Source organism: Pseudogulbenkiania sp. NH8B (assembly GCF_000283535.1).
Lineage (GTDB): Bacteria > Pseudomonadota > Gammaproteobacteria > Burkholderiales > Chromobacteriaceae > Pseudogulbenkiania > Pseudogulbenkiania ferrooxidans.
In genome coordinates, this window is record NC_016002.1 from 3,548,562 (window position 1) to 3,568,199 (window position 19,638).

A 19,638-nucleotide genomic window follows, 5' to 3' on the forward strand; every position below is an offset into this window, starting at 1 on the left:
CCGCTCAGGCCGAGCCGAGATGACGGCCGCCGCCGGACAGGGTGGGCGGGGCTCCGTCCTTGCCGTAGCCGAGCGTGGAGATAGCGGCTTGGCGCAGAACCTCAAGCGTTTCCTCGGTCAGGGCGAGATGGCGCTGTACCAGCTCGCCGTTGAGGCGGTTGATCGCCTGCACCTGCTTGAGGGCCGCGTCGAGCTCGGCCCAGGCGCGGAGGGCCGCATTCTTGTCGGCAAGCCAGGCGTGCACCCGTTCGGCATCGACCAGGTCGAGCGACTGCATCAGTGCGGCACGCCGCCGAGACGACTCGGCCAGCCGCTCCAGCAGACGCCCCTTCTCCTCGGCCAGGGGCTCGAGCGCGGCCACCTCGTTGCGCACCAGCACCGCCTGCTCGCGTTGCATCAGTTCCGCCAACGCCTTGAGCTGGGTGGTTTCCTCCTGGCACAAGGCGGTAAAGGTTTCGGCTTGCGGCATGGTTCAGTCGGAAAGGTTGGCGGGGCTCAACGGGACAGCAGGTCCTGCGCCGAGGCGATGAGCTGGTCGGCGATCTTGTCCGGGTTGATCTGGAACGAGCCGGAGGCGATGGCCTGCTTGATGGCGTCGACCTTGGCGGCATCGAAAGCCGGGGCGTTGGCCACCTCGCGCTCGACGGCTCCGATCTTGGGGTTGATGGCGACGTTATCGGACGCCGAAGCGGAAGCGCTGTCCGAGGTGCTGGGGGTGCTCTCCCGTCGCACGGGCTTGCTCTGGGCGCCGTACGCTCCAAGGGCCTTGCTCGTGTTGTCGATTTTCATGGCTAACGTCCTTCCACGAGAGAGTTTGGGGATTTGTACTTATTATCGACTGGAACAACACAATCTTGAGGATTTTATTTTTGCTCAGTACGACACCAGCACGCTGCCGTCGGCCTGGGCCACGCCGCTGACCTCGCGGCCACTGGCCATCCTCACCCGCACCGACTCGCCGACAGCGGCATTGCCTCGCGCCGTGCCTTCGGCGGTCGCGACAAAACCGTCCCCCTGCGCCAGCACCTTCACGCGCTGGTTGGTCCGGATCACGTCCGGCTGCTGCAGCATGAAACTGCGCAGCCAGGCACCGGCCGGCACGCTGCTCCTCATGCTCTGGCCGATCGCCTGGTCGAGCCGGTTGAGCACGTTGCGGCTGAGCGCCGGCGAGGTCATTTCCGCCAGCCTGACGTCGTCCGGGGCCAGCAGCTCTCCGGCCTTGAGCGGACGGGTCGCCACCACGCCCATTCTCTTTTCGGCAATCGTCACCGGCAGCCGCAACGACCAGCCTGCCGCCGGGCAGGACAGGTCGAGCGAGGAGTTGCCACTGGGCACGGCCCCTGCCGACCAACTCACCTGGGGCTGCTCGCAGGCGGGCAACGCCAGACGCGGATCGAGCCGGCCGAGCGTGAAGGTCGCCGGCCGAAAGCGCAGCTCCTGCTCGACGAAGCGGCGCGCAGCCTGCTCCAGTGCCGCCAGATTCTGCGTGGCGGCCAAGAGCTCGAGCGGGTGGAGCAGGAGGCCCAGCAGGAGCGACAAGGCGATAAGGCGTTTTTGCATGTGCCTCATTCTACCCGAGAAATCGCCGGGTGGAGGGCGCCTCGGCAGACGGCAAGCGCCGCCTCGGAAACAAACAAGGCCCCTCGCGGGGCCTTGTTTGTTTCCTCGAGTCGTGCTGGCTCAGGCCAGTGCGGCTTCGATGAAGCCTTTCACCGCGGCGGCGTCGGCGTCGAACACGGTGACACGCTGCGGCAGGTTCTCGATGCCGTCGAAACCGGCCGGGCGCGGCGGATCACGGTCCAGCGCCTCGCGGATGGTGTCGGCAAACTTGGCCGGCAGGGCGGTTTCCAGGCAGACCACGGTCTCGCCCGGCCGGCGCACGTCGCGCGCCACCTTGATGCCGTCGGCGGTGTGGGTATCCACCACCACGCCGTCTTCACGATCGACCAGGCGGATCGTTGCCAGGCGGTCGGCATGGGTGCTCTTGCCGGAGACAAAACCGAAACGCTCGCGCACCGCCGCCAGCTCGGACGACAGGTCGAAGCCCTCGCCCGAATCCACCTTGGCCCACAGCTCGCGCACCTTGGCCGCGTCGCGGCCGACCAGGTCGAACACGAAGCGCTCGAAGTTGGACGCCTTGGAGATGTCCATCGACGGGCTGGAGGTGACCCAGGTATTGGCGGTGCCGCGCGGACGGTAGATGCCGGTGCGGAAGAACTCGTCGAGCACGTCGTTCTCGTTGGTGGCGACGATCAGGCGCTCGATCGGCAGGCCCATCTGGCGGGCGATGTGGCCGGCGCAGACGTTGCCGAAGTTGCCGGACGGCACGCAGAAGCTGACCTGCTCGTCGTTGCTGGCGGTGGCGTTGAAGTAGCCCTTGAAGTAGTACACCACCTGCGCCACCACGCGCGCCCAGTTGATCGAGTTGACCGTGCCGACCTTGTGACGCGCCTTGAAGGCGTGGTCGTTCTGCACCGCCTTCACGATGTCCTGGCAATCGTCGAACATGCCGCGGATGGCGATGTTGTGGATGTTGACGTCCGGCAGGCTGTACATCTGCGCGCGCTGGAACGGGCTCATCAAGCCGTCCGGGCTCAGCATGAAGACGTTGATGCCGGCCTTGCCGCGCATCGCGTATTCGGCCGCCGAGCCGGTGTCCCCGGAGGTGGCGCCGACGATGTTGAGCTCTTCGCCCTTCCTGGCCAGCACGTACTCGAACAGGTTACCGAGGAACTGCATGGCCATGTCCTTGAACGCCAGCGTCGGGCCGTTGGACAGTTCCAGGATGACCAGGCCGTCCTTGAGGCGCTTGATCGGGGTGATCTCGGCCGAGCCATACACGTCGGCGGTGTAGGTGCGGTCGAGCATATCCTTGAGGTCGGCCTCGGGGATATCGGTGGCGAACAGGCGGATCACCTCGAACGCCAGCTCGGCGTAGGAGAGGCCGCGCCAGGCATCGAGCTGTTCACGGCCGATCTGCGGGTAATGCTCCGGCAGCGCGAGACCGCCATCCGGGGCCAGGCCCATCAGGATGGTGTCGGAGAATTCCAGCGGCTGCATGCCGCCGCGGGTGCTGATGTAATGCATAAGGGTTCCGTTCAGCCGTTGAGTTCTTCCATGCGCAGGCGCACCACCTTGCCTGCCACGCTATCCAGCGCCTCGATGGAGGCGATGGCACGGTTGACCTGTTTCTCCTGCACGCGGTGAGTCAGGATCACCACTTCGGCGGAGCCGTCGGCATCCGCGCCCTTCTGGATCAGTGCCTCGATCGAGATGCCGTTGTCGGCCAGGAGGCGGGTGATCTCGGCCAGTACGCCGGTACGGTCGGCCGCGGCGATGCGCAGGTAGTAGGAGCTGTGAATCTCGTCGATCGGCAGGATCGGGGTGTCCTGCAGGCGGTCCGGCTGGAACGCCAGATGCGGCACGCGGTGCTCGGGATCGGCGGTCAGCAGACGGGCCACGTCGACGATGTCGGCCACCACGGCTGACGCGGTCGGCAGCGCACCGGCACCGGCGCCGTAGTACAGGGTCGGGCCGATGGCGTCGCCCTTGGCCATCACCGCGTTCATCACACCGTTGACGTTGGCGATCAGGCGGTCTTCCGGGATCAGCGTCGGGTGTACGCGCAGCTCGATGCCGGCATCGGTGCGGCGGGTCAGGCCCAGCAGCTTGACGCGGTAGCCCAGCTCCTCGGCGTACTTGATGTCGCGGCCGTCGAGCTGGCTGATGCCTTCCAGATAGCACTTGTCGAACTGCATCGGGATGCCGAAGGCGATCGATGCCATGATGGTGAGCTTGTGACCGGCGTCGTGGCCTTCGATGTCGAAGGTCGGGTCGGCTTCGGCGTAGCCCAGGCGCTGTGCCTCGGCCAGCACGTCGGCGAAGCTCGAGCCCTTGTCGCGCATTTCGGTCAGGATGAAGTTGGAGGTGCCGTTGATGATGCCGGCGATCCACTCGATGCGGTTGGCCGAAAGACCTTCGCGCAGCGCCTTGATGATCGGGATGCCGCCGGCCACGGCGGCTTCAAACGCCACCATCACGCCCTTCTCCTGGGCGCGGGCGAAGATTTCGTTGCCGTGCACGGCCAGCAGTTTCTTGTTGGCGGTGACTACGTGCTTGCCGTTCTCGATGGCCTTGAGCACCAGCTCCTTGGCGATGGTGTCGCCGCCGATCAGCTCGACCACGATATCGACGTCGGGGTGGTTGACGATCTGCATGGCGTCGTCGACCACCGGCACGTCCGGACCGACCACTTCACGCGCGCGTTCCAGCTCGCGGTTGGCCGCCATGAACAGGCGGATTTCGCGACCGGCGCGGCGGCTGATCTCCTCGGCGTTGCGTTTGAGTACGGTGGCGGTACCGCCACCGACTGTCCCTACTCCCATCAGACCAATGTTGATCGGCTGCATGGCATCTCCTGATATTGAATGGTGTCAGATTTTTTTATGTGTCCCCGGCTCAAGGCCTACCGGCAAGGGCATAACGCGCTTGCCGCTGGGTCCTGCGCCGATAAAAAAAGGGAGCCTGCCGGCCCCCTGCTTTACTGCCGTACTACGTAATCCATTGTGCCACGATCGTGGCCGTTGTAACGCTAAAACTTGAGCCTAGTCGGTACCGTGACGCTTGCGGTAGTTTTCGAGGAAGCGGGCGATGCGGCCGATGGCCTCGATCAGGTCGTCGCTGTTAGGCAGGAACACCACGCGGAAATGGTCCGGGGCGATCCAGTTGAACCCGGAGCCCTGCACCAGCAGCACCTTTTCTTCCTGCAACAGTTCGAGGATGAACTGCTGGTCGTCGCTGATCGGGTAGATCTTGGGGTCGAGGCGCGGGAACAGGTAGAGCGCCCCCTGCGGCTTGACGCAGCTGACGCCGGGGATGGCGGTCAGCAGTTCGTGCGCCAGATCGCGCTGGCGCGCCAGCCGCCCGCCCGTGGCCACCAGGTCGTTGATGCTCTGGTAGCCGCCCAGCGCGGTCTGGATGGCGAACTGCGCCGGCACGTTGGCGCACAAGCGCATCGAAGCCAGCATGTTGAGGCCTTCGATGTAATCGCGGGCGTGCTTCTTCTCGCCCGACAGCACCATCCAGCCGGCACGGTAGCCGCAGGCGCGGTAGTTCTTGGACAGGCCGTTGAGCGTGACGCACAGCACGTCCGGCGCCAGGCTGGCGATCGAGGTGTGCTGTACCTCGTCGTACAGCACCTTGTCGTAGATTTCGTCGGCGTAGATGATCAGCTGGTGCTGGCGCGCCAGCTCGACAATTTCGGCCAACAGCTCGGGCGGGTAGACCGCGCCGGTCGGGTTGTTGGGGTTGATGACGACGATGGCGCGGGTGTTGGCGTTGATCTTGGCGCGGATGTCCTCGATGTCGGGGAACCAGCCGGCTTGCTCGTCGCACACGTAATGCACCGCCTTGCCGCCGGCCAGGCTGACCGCGGCGGTCCACAGCGGGTAGTCGGGCGCCGGCACCAGCACTTCGTCACCGGTGTCGAGCAGCGCCTGCATCACCATCACGATCAGCTCGGATGCGCCGTTGCCGATGTAGATGTCTTCCATCGCCACGTTCGGCAGCTGCTTCTGCTGGGCGTAGTGCATGATCGCCTTGCGCGCGGCGAACAGGCCCTTGGAGTCGGAATAGCCCGAGGCGTCCGGCAGGTTGGCGATCACATCCTCGATGATCTCGTCCGGAGCGAAGAAGCCGAACGGGGCCGGGTTGCCGATGTTGAGCTTGATGATGCGGTGGCCTTCGTCTTCCATCTTCTTGGCGTGCTCGAGGACCGGTCCGCGGATGTCGTAACAGACGTTGGCGAGTTTTTGTGATTTGTGTACAGGCTGCATGGCAGTGTCGTTTACCGTGGCATTCCGCCCGCCGGAACCCTTGGCCCGTTTGCGGCGACGCGGTGAGTGTTCGTTCAAGATTCATCCCCTGGGTGCGGCAAACACGACGGCACCGGCGCGATACCGGCGGTCGTCCTTGGCGGCGGGTCAAGGTATAATCCTATCCCAATACGTGGTGCACTGCACTAGCAGCAAAACCCCGCCCAGGAAGCTCTCCATGAAACTGCATCAAGCCAGCGGCCAAGGCCGCAACCTGTTCACCGGCTACGGCGAAGGCCATGTCCTGATCAACCAGATCCGCCACGACGGCAACCTCGTCGTCACCCCGGACGAGGTGCTGCCGTGGGCGCCGGCCAGCTTCGAGGAACTGGCGAGCGAGCATTTTGCCCTGCTGCTCGACCTCACGCCGGAAGTGGTGTTGTTCGGCAGCGGCGCGCGCCTGCGCTTCCCCCACCCGCGCCTGACCGCGGTCCTGACCAACGCCGGCATCGGGGTCGAGGTAATGGACACCCAGGCCGCCTGCCGCACCTACAACATTCTGCTGGCGGAAGACCGCCGCGTGATCGTCGCGCTGTTCAGCTGACGCACACCCCGCTCCGCAACACGGCAAAACGCCGCTCCCCGTCTAAAGGAGCGACGTTTGCCATGGGGTCATCCGGCGGTGGCCGGCACGGTCACAGCACGGCAGCCTCCCGCTCCGGCTGCACGGCGCGTTGCCCGCCGAACGACTCGTAGGCCATCAGCGCCTCGGCCGCCGTCATCAGCGACGGTCCCCCTCCCATGTACACCGCCACCTGCAGCATTTCCAGAAACTCGCCACGGCTGCAGCCCAGCTCGACCAGTGCCTTGGCGTGAAAAGCCAGGCAGCCCTGGCAGCGGCTGGCGATGCCGATCGCCAGCGCGATCAGTTCCTTGTTCTTGTTGGACAGCGCGCCATCGTTATGCGCGGCGCGACTCATCTGGCCGAAGCCCTTCATGGTTTCCGGGATTTCGCGGCGCAGTTCCGCCACCTTGCTGCCGATGGCCGAAGCCAGTTCCTGGTAATTGTGACTCATGATCCACCCACTCGTTTAAGTAAATTACATTATATAATTTACTTAAACGAGTGGCGAAAAACAAGTCCTTCGGCCAACCTCCCAACGGCAGGCAGCAGAAGGACCGTTCAAACAGGGTTAGGCCATCAAGAATCGATTCCCCACCTTGAAGGCATCAGGCTCACAGAAAATTGCGCAGCAACAGCGCCCCCAGCAGTAGCGCGATCAGCGACAGCCGGAAATTCTGCTTTTTCTGCTCGCGCATCAGGTGCATGTACCCCTCGATCAGCAGTTCGCCGCGGCTGGCCGAGAGCGCCTCGTTGAGGCGGCGCGGCAGCGTCGGCAGCGTGGTGGCCCACTGCGGCGCCTCGTGGCGCAGCGTCTTGATCAGGCCGCGCCAGCCGATCTGCTCGTTCATCCATTTGGTCAGGAAGGGCTTGGCGGTATCCCACAGGTCGAGGTGAGGGTCGAGCTGGCGCCCCAGCCCTTCGATGTTGAGCAGCGTCTTCTGCAGCAGCACCAGCTGCGGCTGGATCTCGACGTTGAAGCGGCGGCTGGTCTCGAACAGGCGCAGCAGCACCAGACCGAACGAAATCTCGGACAGCGGCTTCTCGAAGATCGGTTCGCACACGGTGCGCACTGCCGCTTCCAGTTCCTCGGCGCGGGTGTCTTTCGGCACCCAGCCCGACTCGATGTGGGCGGTGGCGACACGGTGGTAGTCGCGGTTGAAGAAGGCGAGGAAGTTGACCGCCAGGTAGTGCTTGTCGACGTCGGTGAGCGAGCCGACGATGCCGAAATCGAGCGCGATGTAGCGCCCGTCCGGCGCCACGAAGATGTTGCCTGGATGCATATCGGCGTGGAAGAAGCCGTGGCGGAACACCTGGGTGAAGAAGATCTCGACGCCGAAGCGGCTCAATTTCTTCAGATCGATGCCCTGCTCGCGCAGCCGCTCGATCTGCGAGATCGGCGTGCCGTGCATCCACTCCAGCGTCAGCACCTCGCGCGTGGTGTAGTCGTAGAACACCTCGGGCACGATCAGCTGGTCGGAGCCGGTGAAGTTGCGCCGCAGCTGCGAGGCGTTGGCGGCCTCGTGCATCATGTCGAGCTCGTCGTGCAGGTACTTGTCGAACTCGCCCACCACCTCGCGCGGCTTGAGACGCTTGCCGTCGACGAAGAAACGCTCGACCCAGCCCGCCAGCGTGCGCATCAGCGCCAGGTCCTGCTCGATCACCGGCTGGATGCCGGGGCGCAGCACCTTGACCGCCACTTCCCTGCCCTTGCTGCCATCCGGTAGCTTCAGCCAGGCCTTGTGCACCTGCGCCACCGAGGCGCTCGCCACCGGCACGTCGTTGAAGTCGGCGTACAGGCTGTCGACTGTGCGGCCGAAGCTCTGCTCGATGACCTTGCGCGCCAATGCACCGTCGAACGGTGGCACCTTGTCCTGCAATCGCGCCAGCTCGTCGGCGTAGTCCGGCGGCAACAGGTCGCGCCGGGTGGACAGCACCTGGCCGAACTTGACGAAGATCGGCCCCAGGCTCTCCAGCGCCTCGCGCACGCGTTGCGGCAGCGGTGCCGAGGTGTCGCGCCGCAGCGGGCAGAAGCGGAACAGGGTATGGACGAAACCGAGCCGGGAATGGCCCTCGAAGAAGTCGTCGAGGCCGTAACGGTAGAAGGTGGAAACGATCTTGATGAAACGCGAAATCCGCATGATCGGCAGGGAGCCTTATGAATTCTTGGGGTTAACGGCGGCTTCCAGCGCCGCCAGGCGCTTCTCCAGCCGCGCGGCGTCGTCGCGCAGGGTGTCGACGGCGTGGACGAAGGTATCGACCTGAGGTTTCTTGGCCAGCAGCGGCGCTTCCTCGCGCAGGTGCTCGATCCAGTTTTCCGCCAGGCGCCAGGCGATCTCGCCCTTGACGCCCAGCACGCCGCGCGCCAGCTTTTCCAGGCGGCTGGCGGCGACGTCGCCGACCACGCGCGACAGGTCCTCGGCGGCATCCCACTTGAGCCCGCCGACGAGCCGCGCCACCGCGGTGGCGAGGTCGGTATCGCCCTCCAGCGTGACGTCGGCCAGATCCGGCTGGCGACCGCTGAGCGTGGCCAGCGCCACGCTGTGCTTGAGACGGATCACCGCCTCCGGCTCGCCTTCGCAGGCGGCGAGCCAGCCGTCCTCGGTGAACACGCCGCTCACCACCAGCGGCGGCAGCTGAATGGCCACGCGCCGGCCGGAAAAGCGGGCGAGTTCGTCGCGCACCGCCGGGTGCTGGTTCAACACATGGTTGAAGGCGGCAATCTGGAGCTTCATCTCACTATCCTTGTATTTACACCGCGACGCCGGCCAGGCTCCGGCGCTTGGACACGACAGCCCCGCGACATCGCCGGACGACGCTGGGGCTCCCGGCCGGACTCAGGCTTTCAGCCGGGCAAACAACAGGTTCACCCCCAGCGCCATGAACAACCCGCCACAGACCCGGTCGAGCCAGCGCGACACGCCACTGCGCCGCAGCCACGCCCCCAGGCGCGCCGCCAGCAGTGCCAGGCCGCAGCACCACACCAGCCCGGTGGCGACGAAGGCGAGGCCCAGGATCACGAACGACATGGCACCGGCGCCCGGCTTGACGAACTGCGGCAGGAAGGCGAGGAAGAACAGCGCCACCTTGGGGTTGAACAAGTTGGTCAGGCAGGCCTCGCGCAGCACGCGCCAGCCGTCGGCCGCGGCGGGCGCCGGCAGCGCGGCGACACCGCCGCCGCTCTTCAGCATCTTCAGCCCCAGCCACATCAGGTACGCCGCCCCCAGCAGTTTCACCAGCAGGAAGGCCGTGGCCGAGGTCGCCAGGATCGCCGACAGCCCGAACGCCGCCAGCAGCGTGTGACCCACGCTCCCCAGGCCGATGCCCAACGCCGACAGCAGCCCGGCCGCCCAGCCCTGCGCGGTACTGCGCCCGAGGATGTAGAAGGTGTCCGGCCCCGGCGTGACGTTGAGCAGAAAACCGGCTGCAACGAACGCCCACAGGTTGGTAATGCCGTCCATGGCGCTCAGAACTTGTAGCCCTTGTGCAAGGCGACCACGCCGGCTGACAGGTTGTGGTAGTCGACCTTGCCGAAACCGGCATCGAGCATCATCTGCTTCAGGGTTTCCTGGTCCGGATGCATGCGGATCGATTCGGCCAGGTACTGGTAGCTGGCGGCGTCGTTGGCGACGAGCTTGCCCATGATCGGCAGCGCCTTGAACGAGTACAGGTCGTAGAACGGCGACAGCGGCTTCCACACCTTGGAGAACTCCAGCACCAAGAGCTTGCCGCCGGGCTTCAGCACGCGGTGCATCTCCTTCAGCGCCGCGTCCTTGTGCGTCATGTTACGCAGGCCGAAGGCGACCGACACCAGGTTGAAGTAGTTGTCCGGGAACGGCAGCTTCTCGCCGTCGGCCAATGACACCGGCAGCACGATGCCCTCGTCGAGCAGGCGGTCGCGCCCGACCGTCAGCATCGAGCTATTAATGTCGGTCAGCCACACCTCGCCGGTCTTGCCGACGCGCTGGTACCAGCCGCGCGACAGGTCGCCGGTGCCGCCGGCGATGTCCAGCACCTTGTCGCCCGGCTTGACGCCGGCGGTGTTCAGGGTGAAGTGCTTCCACACCCGGTGCAGCCCGCCGGACATCAGGTCGTTCATCACGTCGTACTTCTTGGCCACCGAGTGGAACACCTCGGCCACCTTGCCGGCCTTCTCGCTCTCGTCGACCGTCTTGAAACCGAAATGCGTCTGCTTGTCCATGCTTACTCCCTGCTCGCGCCAGCGGCGGCGAGTCGATCAAGATAATCCTGCCAGTACTGGTCGTGCTTGACGCCCAGCTCGTATAAATAGGCCCAGCTGTAGAGCCCGCTGTCGTGACCGTCGTCGAACACGATCTTCAGCGCGTAGTGGCCGACCGGCTCCAGCGCGGTGATCGCCACGCGACGCTTGCCGACCTGCAGCACCTCGTTGCCGACGCCGTGGCCGCGCACCTCGGCCGACGGCGAATGGACGCGCAGGTACTCGCACGGCAGCTCGAAGCGGGCGCCGTCGTCGAAGGTGATCTCCAGCCGTTTCGACTGGGTATGCAGTTTGATTTCCGTCGGAAGGGGCGTCGGGTGGGCTGCGGCCATGCTGTGCTCCATCGTGCAAAAACGGGCCTCAAGGTTGGCCGAAGCGTCTTCGGCCAACCTTGATCCGGGTCAGTCGGCTTGCTTCTCCAGCAGCATGGCGTCGCCATAGCTGAAGAAACGGTAACGGTGTTCCACCGCGTGGCGGTAGGCGTTGCGGATGGGTTCCACCCCGGCGAAGGCCGACACCAGCATCAACAGCGTCGACTTGGGCAGGTGGAAGTTGGTGAGCAGGCGATCCACCACCCGGAAGCGGTAGCCCGGGGTGATGAAGATGTCGGTCTCACCGCGCCCGGCCACCAGCGCCCCACCCTGCGCCGCCGATTCCAGCGCGCGCATGCTGGTGGTGCCTACCGCCAGCACCTTGCGTCCGGCAGCGTGCGCCGCGGCGATGGCGTCCACGGTGGCCGGCGGAATCTCGTAGATTTCGCTGTGCATCTTGTGCTCGGCGATGTTCTCGACCCGCACCGGCTGGAAGGTGCCGGCACCGACGTGCAGCGTCACGTAGGCCAGGATCACGCCCTTGGCCCGCAACGCGTCCAGCATCGCCTCGGTGAAGTGCAGACCGGCGGTCGGCGCCGCGACCGCACCGCGCTCGCGGGCGTAAACGGTCTGATAGCGGCTGTCGTCGTCGCTGTCGGTATCGCGCTCGATATAAGGAGGCAGCGGTAGCTTGCCCGAGGCCTCGAGGATGTCGAACACGTTCTCGGCGTCGAGAAAGCGCAGCTTGAACAGCGCATCGTCGCGCTCCACCATTTCGGCCTGCCAACGGCCGGCAAAGGTGATCGTGCTGCCCGGCTTCGGCGACTTGCTGGCGCGCACGTGCGCCCACACCGTGTGCTCATCGAGCACCCGTTCGACCAGCGCCTCGACCTTGCCGCCGGATGCCTTCTCGCCGAACAACCGCGCCTTGATCACCCGGGTATCGTTGAACACCATCACGTCACCCGGTTGGATGTGCTCCAGCACCGCGCCGAACGACAGGTCGGCGAGCGCCATGCCATCCACGTGCAGCAGGCGGCTGGCACCGCGGTGCTCGGGGGGATGCTGGGCAATCAGTTCGTCGGGCAGGTGGTAATCGAAATCGGATAACTGCATAAGCTCGTTCGCGCGGGTAAACCGCCCGATTATACCCTCCATCGCCCTCCGCTGGCAGCGGTCAGAAGACGCGAACCGCCGACCGCGTCGCTACCGCCTCGTGATGCGGCTGGACATTCCGCCACAGGCGACTACAATTGACCGGTTGTCGCCAGCCATACCCACCCACGCGGCATTTTCCCCACACTCCTGCCGCTATCACACACGAGTTAAAAACTGCAAAAGCTGGACATCTTGCAGCGAATTACGGCAAACTCGCGCCCATGATGAAGAACGGGACGTAAGTCTTGACCCTAAAAATCCTTGTTTTGCACGGCCCCAACCTGAACCTGCTAGGGGTTCGGGAGCCCGCACATTACGGCCGCGAAACGCTCGACGCCATCAACCAACGCCTGAGCGAACAAGCCCAGGCCGCCGGTTTTGCGCTGGAAGCGCTGCAAAGCAATGCCGAGCACGTGTTGATCGAACGCGTGCACCAGACCCTGCACGACGGCACCGCGTTCATTCTGATTAATCCCGCCGCGTTCACGCACACCAGCGTGGCCTTGCGGGACGCGCTGGCCGGCGTCAAAGTCCCTTTCATCGAAATCCACCTATCCAACGTCCACGCCCGCGAACCTTTCCGCCAGCACTCGTATTTTTCCGATCTGGCGGTCGGCGTCATCTGCGGGCTGGGTGCACACGGCTACGAACTGGCCCTGGCGCATGCTGTGAAGCAGCTTGCCGCCCGGAACTGAGTTCCTGCCCCAAACAGAACATCCCATTCGAAGGATCGCCATGGACCTGCGCAAACTGAAAAAACTGATCGATCTCGTCGAGGAATCCGGCATTGCCGAGCTCGAAGTGACCGAAGGCGAAGAAAAAGTCCGCATCACCCGCGTATCGGCCAATGCCAACATCACCTACGCCCAGCCGATGCACGCCATTCAGATGCCGGCAGCGGCGCCGGTCGCGGCCCCTGCCGCCGTGGTCGACGCGGCGCCGGCCGCCATCGACAGCAAGAACGCACTGAAGTCGCCGATGGTCGGCACCTTCTACCGCTCGCCGAGCCCGGGCACCAAGGCTTTCGTCGAAGTCGGCCAGAGCGTCAGCGCCGGCGACACCCTGTGCATCATCGAAGCCATGAAGCTGATGAACGAGATCGAAGCCGACCGCTCCGGCGTGATCAAGGCCATCCTGGCCGAAGACGGTCAGCCGGTCGAATACGGCGAGCCGCTGTTCATCATCGAGTAAGTCCCAATATCGAGGAACGTGAAATGGGAAAAGTGATCGGCCCGCCCTCACTTTTCGCGTTTCACGTTTCGCTTTTCACGGGTGTTCCCCATGTTTGAAAAAATCCTCATCGCCAACCGCGGCGAGATCGCCCTGCGTATCCAGCGCGCCTGCCGCGAAATGGGCATCAAGACCGTGGTCGTGCACTCCGAAGCCGACCGCGACGCCAAGTACGTCAAGCTGGCCGACGAGTCGGTCTGCATCGGCCCCGCCCCGTCCGGCCAGAGCTACCTCAACGTGCCGGCGCTGATCGCCGCCGCCGAAGTCACCGACGCCCAGGCCATCCACCCCGGCTACGGCTTCTTGTCGGAAAACGCCGACTTCGCCGAACGCGTCGAGCAGTCCGGTTTCGTCTTCATCGGCCCGCGCTCGGAAACCATCCGCCTGATGGGCGACAAGGTCTCGGCCAAGCAAGCGATGATCGAAGCCAAGGTGCCGACCGTGCCCGGCTCCGCCGGCGCGCTGCCGGACGATCCGGTCGAAATCACCAAGATGGCCAAGAAGATCGGCTTCCCGGTGATCATCAAGGCCTCTGGCGGCGGCGGCGGACGCGGCATGCGCGTGGTGCACACCGAGGCGGCGCTGATCAATTCGGTCAACATGACCCGCACCGAAGCGGCGGCCGCCTTCGGCAACCCGACCGTGTACATGGAGAAATTCCTCGAGCAGCCGCGCCACATCGAGATCCAGGTGCTGTCCGACGAGTACGGCAACGCCATCTACCTCGGTGAGCGCGACTGCTCGATGCAGCGCCGCCACCAGAAGATCATCGAGGAAGCGCCGGCCCCGGGTATCACCGACGCCCAGCGCAAGAAGATCGGCGAGGCCTGCGCCGACGCCTGCCGCCGCATCAGCTACCGTGGCGCCGGCACCTTCGAATTCCTCTATGAGAACGGCGAGTTCTACTTCATCGAGATGAATACCCGCGTGCAGGTCGAACACCCGGTGACGGAAATGATCACCGGCATCGACATCGTGCAGGAACAGATCCGTATTGCCGCCGGCGAGAAACTGCGCTACAAGCAAAAGGATATCGTATTCAAGGGGCACGCCATGGAGTGCCGCATCAACGCCGAAGATCCGTTCACCTTCGTGCCGAGCCCGGGCAAGATCGAGAGCTACCACCCGGCCGGCGGCCCGGGCATCCGCATCGACTCGCACATCTACCAGGGTTACACTGTTCCGTCGCACTACGATTCGATGGTCGGAAAACTGATCGCCTTCGGCGACACCCGCGAGCAAGCGATGGCGCGCATGCGCGTGGCGCTGTCCGAAATGGCGATCACCGGCATCAAAACCAACATCCCGCTGCACCAGGAACTGTTCATGGACGGCGCCTTCCAGAAGGGCGGCACCAGCATCCACTACCTGGAAGAGCGTCTGGCCCAGATGAAGAAGGGGAGCGCCTGATGGCCTGGCTGCAAGCCACCATTGACACCGACTCCGTGGTAGCCGAGCAGCTGGCCGACGCCCTGATGGACGCCGGCGCACTGTCGGCCGCCATCGAGGACGCGCTGGCCGGCACCGAGCTGGAGCAGCCGATTTTCGGCGAACCGGGCGAACCGGTCGACAAGCTGTGGAGCCAAAGCCGCATCATCGCCCTGTTCGACGAAGCCGCCGACGTCGCGCTGATCATCGCGGCCGCCAGCACCCAGTGCGGGATCGCGTTGCCGCACTATGCCGAGGAGCGGGTCGAAGAACAGGACTGGGTGCGACTGACCCAGGCCCAGTTCGAGCCGATCCGCATCTCGGAACGGCTCTGGATCACGCCAACCTGGCACGAGAGCCCGGACCCCGCTGCCGTCAACCTGCAGCTCGACCCCGGCCTCGCCTTCGGCACCGGCAGCCACCCCACCACGCGGCTGTGCCTGCAATGGCTCGACGCCAACATCAAGGGCGGCGAGAGCGTGCTGGATTACGGCTGCGGCTCGGGCATCCTGGCCATCGCCGCGCTCAAGCTCGGCGCGGCCTCGGCGGTCGGTATCGACATCGACCCGCAAGCGGTGCGCGCCAGCCAGGACAACGCAGCCCAGAACCAGGTGGTCGCCCGTTTCTACCTTCCCGACGCCACCCCGCCAGCGCAGTACGACGTGGTGCTGGCCAACATCCTGGCCAACCCGCTGCGCCTGCTGGGTGAACTCCTTGCCGGCCACGTCAAGGCCGGCGGCAAGATCGTCCTGTCCGGCATCCTGCAGGAGCAGGCGGAAGAGCTGTCCGCCATCTACGCGACCTGGTTCGACATGGAACCGCCGGTATTCGACGAAGGCTGGACCCGACTCACTGGAACCCGACACGCCACGGTATGACGCATACGACACAGTGCCCCGGCTGCCAGACCCGCTTCAAGGTTAGCGATGCCCAACTCGCCGTTGCCAACGGCCTGGTCCGCTGCGGGCGCTGTGCGCATGTCTTCAACGCCACCGAACACATGATCGTGGCGGAGCCACCGCTGCTCGCGCCGACGCCACCGATACCGCCCTCGCCCGCCCCTGCCGTGCCAACCAGCCGCCCCGACCCGGGCGAGGACTTCGAGCTGGAGTTGCCCGACTTCGACCCGCTGGGCAGCCCCCCGGCCACCGAGACGGCGCCGCCGGTAGAGACGGCTGCAGCAGCCACCGCCAGTGCGCCGGCCACCGACGCCAATGACATGGCCACGTTCCAGCGCGCCCTGTCCGAGGCGATGCAGCACCGTGACGCCACGGCGCCGATCGGCGACCCGTTCGCGGCGCCGGAAGCACCGCCCCGTCCCGCCGCCGACCCCTTGCAAGCACTGCTGGAAGAGACGCTGTCGGAACACGCCGCCCCCGCCACGCGTGGTGCCCACAACGAAACCGAAACACGGGAAGAACGTGGCCAGCCAAAGGGGGCCACGGTGATGGTGATGCCGGAGGCGGACGCCGAAGAGCCCGCCTTCGACCCTGGCGCCGACCTCCCCGGCTTCGAGCCCCCGCCGCCAGCGGCGCGCCGGGCGGGAAACTGGCAAACCTGGCTGATGGCCGGCGTGGCGTTGATCGGCGTGCTGGCCCTGGCGCTGCAGCTGGTCTACCTCAACCGTACCCGCATTGCCGCCGAGGTGCCGGAACTGCGCCCGACGCTGGAAAAACTGTGCCAAGGCGTCGGCTGCAGCGTGCCGCTGCCAACCGACAGCGCGCTGATCCGAACCGAATGGTCGGAACTGTCCTTCGTGCCCGATCAGCAGAACCTGATCCAGCTGGCTGCCACGCTGAAGAACCACGCCGCGTACCCGCAGGCTTATCCGATGCTGGAGGTCACGCTGAAGGATGCCGAGGACCAGGTGGTGATCCGCAAGGTGTTCTCGCCGCAGGAATATCTCAAGCCCGACGACTACAAGGTCATGCAGTTCAAGGGTAACAGCGAGATACGCATCGCCATGCGCTTCGACGTCGGCAAGGTCCGCGCAATGGGCTACAGCCTACTCTGGTTCTACCCCTGAACCTGAGAGGCTGTTCATCAGGCGACCACGCCTTCTCATCTTGAGCGCCGGCAGTACGGCGTGCCGATCTCCGATTGTCTCAGCGACGCGGAATTTTCATGTACTCGGGATACAGTCCGGTTCCTGAACGCTGGCGGCACTCAAGTTGCTTTGGCTCGCTCACCTACGGCCATAGGTGCTGTGTTCCATGCCTCTCCGACAAGCCGCCATCTGGCGGCTTTTTCGTTGCCCTCCCTGATTTCCGCTTGTTTTCTGCCCGATCTCGTCCACCATGAGTAGATAACGCAGGAGAAAACAGGACATGTACATGTTTACACTGCAGCACCGTGACGACGCCTTGCAGGTGCTTGGCGACTTTCCCCAGGTCGGCAATCCGCTGCACAGTTTCATGCTGGTCGACGAAAACCTGAACGACGTCTCGCTAGAGCAATTCCATGGCTCGCCCAAGGCGATCATCACCTTGCTGTCGCTCGACGAGCAGGAATACGGCGGGATCGAACTGCTGCAGGAGACGCGGCGCTTTCTGGAGCAATGGCCCGGCCTGCGGCTGTTTGTGATCTCGGTGGACTCGCCATCAACCCTGCGTCGCGCACGCCGCGAGCACGGTCTGCCCGGGGTGACGCTGCTCTCGACGCTGCGCGGGCGCGATTTTCACAAGTTCTACGGTGTGCTGATCGCCGATTATCCGCTGGCGGGCTACACCGCCCCGTCGCTGATCCTGACCGATTCGCGGGATCAGGTGATCTACGCCGAACGCCTGCGCGGCACCGAAGACCTATTCGACTTCGCCAGTATCGCCAAGACCATCGAAGGGCGCTGAGGCGGGTCGCACCTGACAAACAAAAAGCCACCCTAGGGTGGCTTGCTGCCAGCATGGCGAGCTTTCAGTCCAGGCGCTCGCCCGATTCCGACTTCGGCTCGCGTCCCAGCAGTTCCTCCACCACCTTGTGCGGATCGCTGCCGTGATAGAGCAGGCCGCACACCGCGGCGGTGATCGGCATGTCGACCTCGAGCCGCTCGGCCATGGTCAGCACCTCGCGTGCAGTCGGCACCCCTTCGGCAACGTGGCCCAGTTCCTGCAGAATCTGCTCCAACGACTTGCCTTCGGCCAGCTTGAGGCCGACCTGACGGTTGCGCGACAGCGCGCCGGTGCAGGTAAGGATCAGATCGCCCATGCCGGCCAAGCCCATCATGCTCTGCTGGCTGCCTCCCAGCGCCAGCGCCAGCCGGGTGATCTCGGCCAGGCCACGGGTGATCAGCGCGGCGCGGGCGTTCATGCCGAACTGCAGGCCGTCGGCGACGCCGGTGGCGATCGCCATGACGTTCTTCACCGCCGCCCCCACCTCGACGCCGACCAGGTCGTCATTGGCGTAGAGCCGCAGCCGCGGGCTGTTGAGCGTGCGCGCCATGCGCTTGGCGAAGGCGTAGTCGTCCGAGGCCACGGCGAGCGCGGCCGGCAGCCCCATCGCCACCTCGCGCGCGAAGCTCGGGCCGGACAGCACCCCGCACGGCACGCCGGGCGGCAGCTCCTCCGCCACCACCTGGTGCGGCAGCAGGCTGGAGCCCACCTCGAAACCCTTGCAGGCCCACAATAGCGGGGGCAACCCGGAAGACAGGGCGGTCAGCGCGCGCAGGGTCGGGCGCAGCCCGGCCATCGGCGTGACGATCAGGATCAGGTCGGCGCCGTCAACGGCATGCGACAGCTCGGCGCTCAAGGCCAGCTCGTCGGGCAGCGGGCAGCCCGGCAAATAGCGGGTATTGAGACGCTCCGCCGCCATCTGGGCCACCTGGTCGGCGTCGCGCGCCCACAGGGTGACATGGTGATGGCGCGCGTAGGCGATCGCCAAAGCGGTGCCCCAGGCACCCGCTCCCAGCACAGCCAGTTTCATGCGATCTCCCGTTTACAGGCCCCAGAGGTCGGTGATACGGGCGTAACCTTCGCTGCCGTCGCGATGGCGCACCTTGACCCAGCCGGCCTTGGGCGGCTCGAGCAGTTCGAGCACGCCGTCGCGCGGCACGCTGAAGCGCAACGGCGAGGCGGCATCGGCCTCGGCGTGCACTTCGCTCTTGTCGACCACCACCAGCAGCATGCGCTGCGTGGACAAGGCTGCCGCCGGAATCCAGGCGATGCCGCCGGTGGCGTCGCGCACGCGCGACCACTCCTTCTGGCTCGTCAGCACTTCGACCGGGTAGTAGCGGCTGACCACGAACAGCTTCTTCGCATTCAGCGCCGGCGCTTCGTACAACGCCACGCCGGTCTCCTTGACCGAGCGAAACTCCAGTGCGTTGGCCAGCGGGGCGGCAAACCCGGCGGCCAACAGCAGCGAGACGACGAGGGACTTCTTCATACGGATCAGGCGTTGCCGGCTTCGGCCAACTGGGCGCGCTGCTGCATGTACAGCGACTCGAAGTTGATCGGCGACAGCAGCACCGGCGGGAAGCCGGCGCGGTTCACCAGGCTGGACACGGTTTCGCGCGCATACGGGAACAGGATGTTCGGGCAGGCCACACCGAGGATCGGCTCGATGTCGTCGGCCGGCACGTCGCGGATCTGGAAGATGCCGGCCTGCGCCACTTCGGCCAGGAACATGGTCTTTTCCGGCAGCTTGGCGGTCACGGTGACGGTCAGCGTGCACTCGTAGAAGCCGTCTTCGATCAGCTTGCCTTCCGAGGCGAGCTGCATGTCGATGTCTGGCTGGGCCTGCTCGAGGAACACCTGCGGGGCGTTCGGCACTTCGAGGGACAGGTCCTTTACGTAGATTTTTTCGATGGAGAAAACCGGTTGCACTTCTTGTTGTTCGCTCATGTTC

Annotated in this window: 23 protein-coding genes; 7 read left to right on the forward strand and 16 right to left on the reverse strand. The window is 65.2% G+C overall.

The window, feature by feature from the left end; all coding sequences use genetic code 11:
* Positions 1-4 precede the first annotated feature (4 nt).
* The 6 genes from NH8B_RS16395 to NH8B_RS16420 form a co-directional block, all read right to left on the reverse strand.
* On the reverse strand, positions 5-469 hold the full coding sequence (locus tag NH8B_RS16395; protein ID WP_014088253.1) for a flagella synthesis protein FlgN: 465 nt from the start codon (positions 467-469) through the stop codon (positions 5-7).
* Between the two features lie 26 nt (positions 470-495).
* The gene (flgM, locus tag NH8B_RS16400) at positions 496-789 is read right to left on the reverse strand and encodes a flagellar biosynthesis anti-sigma factor FlgM (protein WP_008954869.1); all 294 of its coding nucleotides are present in this window, start codon (positions 787-789) and stop codon (positions 496-498) included.
* 84 nt (positions 790-873) lie between these two features.
* Positions 874-1,560 (reverse strand): flagellar basal body P-ring formation chaperone FlgA, encoded by a 687-nt coding sequence (flgA, locus tag NH8B_RS16405; RefSeq protein WP_014088254.1) that lies wholly within the window; start codon positions 1,558-1,560, stop codon positions 874-876.
* A 120-nt stretch (positions 1,561-1,680) separates the two neighbouring features.
* On the reverse strand, positions 1,681-3,087 hold the full coding sequence (gene thrC / locus NH8B_RS16410) for a threonine synthase (protein WP_014088255.1): 1,407 nt from the start codon (positions 3,085-3,087) through the stop codon (positions 1,681-1,683).
* A gap of 11 nt (positions 3,088-3,098) precedes the next feature.
* A complete protein-coding gene (locus NH8B_RS16415) occupies positions 3,099-4,409 on the reverse strand; it encodes a homoserine dehydrogenase (protein ID WP_008954866.1) in 1,311 nt (436 codons plus the stop codon).
* A gap of 195 nt (positions 4,410-4,604) precedes the next feature.
* Positions 4,605-5,834 (reverse strand): pyridoxal phosphate-dependent aminotransferase, encoded by a 1,230-nt coding sequence (locus NH8B_RS16420; RefSeq protein WP_041703075.1) that lies wholly within the window; start codon positions 5,832-5,834, stop codon positions 4,605-4,607.
* A gap of 217 nt (positions 5,835-6,051) precedes the next feature.
* On the opposite strand from NH8B_RS16420, the gene NH8B_RS16425 reads away from it, so the two are divergent.
* Positions 6,052-6,417 (forward strand): Mth938-like domain-containing protein, encoded by a 366-nt coding sequence (locus tag NH8B_RS16425; RefSeq protein WP_014088257.1) that lies wholly within the window; start codon positions 6,052-6,054, stop codon positions 6,415-6,417.
* 91 nt (positions 6,418-6,508) lie between these two features.
* Here the strand turns inward: NH8B_RS16425 and NH8B_RS16430 are convergent, their stop codons facing one another.
* The 7 genes from NH8B_RS16430 to queA form a co-directional block, all read right to left on the reverse strand.
* Complete coding sequence (locus NH8B_RS16430) at positions 6,509-6,889, reverse strand: carboxymuconolactone decarboxylase family protein (RefSeq protein WP_008954863.1); 381 nt, start codon at positions 6,887-6,889, stop codon at positions 6,509-6,511.
* A gap of 160 nt (positions 6,890-7,049) precedes the next feature.
* A complete protein-coding gene (gene ubiB, locus NH8B_RS16435; protein ID WP_014088258.1) occupies positions 7,050-8,576 on the reverse strand; it encodes a ubiquinone biosynthesis regulatory protein kinase UbiB in 1,527 nt (508 codons plus the stop codon).
* Between the two features lie 15 nt (positions 8,577-8,591).
* Positions 8,592-9,170, reverse strand: coding sequence for a ubiquinone biosynthesis accessory factor UbiJ (locus tag NH8B_RS16440; protein ID WP_014088259.1), 579 nt, complete (start codon positions 9,168-9,170; stop codon positions 8,592-8,594).
* 102 nt (positions 9,171-9,272) lie between these two features.
* Positions 9,273-9,896, reverse strand: coding sequence for a LysE family translocator (locus NH8B_RS16445; protein ID WP_014088260.1), 624 nt, complete (start codon positions 9,894-9,896; stop codon positions 9,273-9,275).
* A gap of 5 nt (positions 9,897-9,901) precedes the next feature.
* A complete protein-coding gene (ubiE, locus tag NH8B_RS16450; protein WP_014088261.1) occupies positions 9,902-10,636 on the reverse strand; it encodes a bifunctional demethylmenaquinone methyltransferase/2-methoxy-6-polyprenyl-1,4-benzoquinol methylase UbiE in 735 nt (244 codons plus the stop codon).
* Between the two features lie 2 nt (positions 10,637-10,638).
* Positions 10,639-11,007, reverse strand: coding sequence for a gamma-butyrobetaine hydroxylase-like domain-containing protein (locus tag NH8B_RS16455; protein WP_014088262.1), 369 nt, complete (start codon positions 11,005-11,007; stop codon positions 10,639-10,641).
* A 69-nt stretch (positions 11,008-11,076) separates the two neighbouring features.
* Positions 11,077-12,102 (reverse strand): tRNA preQ1(34) S-adenosylmethionine ribosyltransferase-isomerase QueA, encoded by a 1,026-nt coding sequence (gene queA / locus NH8B_RS16460; RefSeq protein ID WP_014088263.1) that lies wholly within the window; start codon positions 12,100-12,102, stop codon positions 11,077-11,079.
* Between the two features lie 287 nt (positions 12,103-12,389).
* Between queA and aroQ the strand changes: the two genes are divergently transcribed.
* From aroQ to NH8B_RS16490, 6 genes are all read left to right on the forward strand, one after another.
* Positions 12,390-12,839 (forward strand): type II 3-dehydroquinate dehydratase, encoded by a 450-nt coding sequence (gene aroQ / locus NH8B_RS16465; RefSeq protein ID WP_008954856.1) that lies wholly within the window; start codon positions 12,390-12,392, stop codon positions 12,837-12,839.
* Between the two features lie 40 nt (positions 12,840-12,879).
* Complete coding sequence (gene accB, locus NH8B_RS16470) at positions 12,880-13,335, forward strand: acetyl-CoA carboxylase biotin carboxyl carrier protein (RefSeq protein WP_014088264.1); 456 nt, start codon at positions 12,880-12,882, stop codon at positions 13,333-13,335.
* 90 nt (positions 13,336-13,425) lie between these two features.
* Positions 13,426-14,784, forward strand: a complete 1,359-nt coding sequence (gene accC, locus NH8B_RS16475; protein WP_008954854.1) for an acetyl-CoA carboxylase biotin carboxylase subunit — start codon at positions 13,426-13,428, stop codon at positions 14,782-14,784.
* Complete coding sequence (gene prmA / locus NH8B_RS16480; protein ID WP_041703078.1) at positions 14,784-15,680, forward strand: 50S ribosomal protein L11 methyltransferase; 897 nt, start codon at positions 14,784-14,786, stop codon at positions 15,678-15,680. Before accC ends, prmA begins: the two co-directional genes overlap by 1 nt.
* Positions 15,677-16,828 (forward strand): DUF3426 domain-containing protein, encoded by a 1,152-nt coding sequence (locus tag NH8B_RS16485; RefSeq protein WP_014088266.1) that lies wholly within the window; start codon positions 15,677-15,679, stop codon positions 16,826-16,828. The genes prmA and NH8B_RS16485 overlap by 4 nt, the downstream gene beginning before the upstream one ends.
* A gap of 307 nt (positions 16,829-17,135) precedes the next feature.
* Positions 17,136-17,648 carry a redoxin domain-containing protein gene (locus NH8B_RS16490; RefSeq protein ID WP_232503490.1) on the forward strand — a complete coding sequence of 171 codons (513 nt, stop codon included), beginning with the start codon at positions 17,136-17,138 and terminating at the stop codon, positions 17,646-17,648.
* Between the two features lie 64 nt (positions 17,649-17,712).
* Here NH8B_RS16490 and NH8B_RS16495 read toward each other — a convergent pair whose 3' ends face one another.
* From NH8B_RS16495 to secB, 3 genes are read right to left on the reverse strand one after another with little or no spacing between them, the layout of a single operon-like run.
* Positions 17,713-18,717, reverse strand: a complete 1,005-nt coding sequence (locus NH8B_RS16495) for an NAD(P)H-dependent glycerol-3-phosphate dehydrogenase (protein ID WP_014088268.1) — start codon at positions 18,715-18,717, stop codon at positions 17,713-17,715.
* Between the two features lie 12 nt (positions 18,718-18,729).
* A complete protein-coding gene (locus NH8B_RS16500; RefSeq protein WP_014088269.1) occupies positions 18,730-19,176 on the reverse strand; it encodes an SH3 domain-containing protein in 447 nt (148 codons plus the stop codon).
* A gap of 5 nt (positions 19,177-19,181) precedes the next feature.
* Complete coding sequence (secB, locus tag NH8B_RS16505) at positions 19,182-19,634, reverse strand: protein-export chaperone SecB (protein ID WP_008954848.1); 453 nt, start codon at positions 19,632-19,634, stop codon at positions 19,182-19,184.
* Between the last annotated feature and the right edge of the window lie 4 nt (positions 19,635-19,638).